The sequence below is a fragment of the Amnimonas aquatica genome (assembly GCF_002943415.1).
GTDB lineage: Bacteria > Pseudomonadota > Gammaproteobacteria > Pseudomonadales > Moraxellaceae > Perlucidibaca > Perlucidibaca aquatica_A.
The window spans coordinates 1-1,304 of the sequence record NZ_PTQZ01000330.1 but is presented as its reverse complement, the minus strand read 5'-3'; the positions used below and the strand labels follow the sequence as shown (position 1 = coordinate 1,304).

Here is a 1,304-nt window from a genome sequence, read left to right as displayed (position 1 = left end):
CCGCGAACCCGCCCGGCCAGGCCGGAAAGGTGGCATTGCGCAGGTCTCCCGGCATTGTCCCAAATGCCGCCGGAACGGGCATTTGAGCCAGTGACAAGCGACACGCAGACCTTATAGTGCCGATATTGGCGCATGTGAGTGTACACATGTAACCACCACGCTCAACTGTGCGCCCCAGCGAGGATGCCCCATGAAGATGACCGATATCGCCACCCGCGTGCGCGAACGCGTGAAACAGCAGCGCCGCCAGCTGGTCAGCCGCAGCGAGCAGCTGCGCGCCCAGGGCCAGGTCATGCTGGCCAATGCCGGCGACCGCTTCCTGCGCACCAGCGAGCTGGCCTTGTCGGAGCAGACCGCCTTCGACGTGCTGCATGACAACGGCCTGGTCAGGCTGCGCCACTACCGGCCGCTGCGGGAAAGCACCGTCACCGCCGGCAGCGCACAGGTCGAGGTGGCGCGCGAGCAGCACCGGGTGCCGGTGGTGATCGTGCCGCCGCTGGCGGTGAACATGAACATCTACGACCTGTTCCCCGAACGCAGCCTGGTCAAGTACCTGCTGGCGCGCGGCTTCGACGTCTACCTGATCGACTGGGGCACGCCGACCACGCGCCACAGCCACTACAACCTGCACACCTACATCGTCGACTTCATGCCCGACTTCATCGCGCATGTGCGCCGCCACGCCGGCGTGCGCGAACTCTCGCTACACGGCTGGAGCATCGGCGGCGTGATCTCGCTGGGCTACGCCGCGCACAGCCGCGACCCGGACATCCGCAATCTGGTGATCCTCGGCTCGCCGATCCACAGCCATGCCTCCGGCGCGCTCGGCCGCATGTACCAGCAGCTCAGCCGCCAGGCCGCCTGGGTACGCCGCAACACCGGCTTCCGCGTGCACAACCTGAACCCGCGCCTGCTGCACACACCGGGCTGGGTCAACGCGCTGTCGTTCAAGATGCTGAGCCCGGTGAACAGCCTGCTCGGCTACTGGGAACTGCTGACCAATCTCGATGACCGCGAATTCGTCATCAACCACGCCACCAACGGCGCCTTCCTCGACCACATGGTGGCCTACCCGGGCGGCATCATCCAGGACATGATCATCCGCATCTGGATCGACAATGACCTGGCCAGCGGCTGCATGCGCATCGGCGACCAGCTCGCCTACCTGTCGTCGGTCAAGGCCTCGGTGCTGGCCATGGCCGGCAAGAGCGACACCATGGTCACCGCCGACGCCGTGCGCCCGCTGCTGGAGCTGGTGGGCGGCGGCGACAACCGCTTCGAGGAGATATCCGGCGGCCACATGG

General features: G+C 66.5%; 1 protein-coding gene. It reads left to right on the top strand.

From position 1 onward, the window contains the following. Window positions 1-190 precede the first annotated feature (190 nt). A partial coding sequence (locus C5O18_RS09660; RefSeq protein WP_105193415.1) for an alpha/beta fold hydrolase occupies window positions 191-1,304 on the top strand: 1,114 nt, incomplete at its 3' end.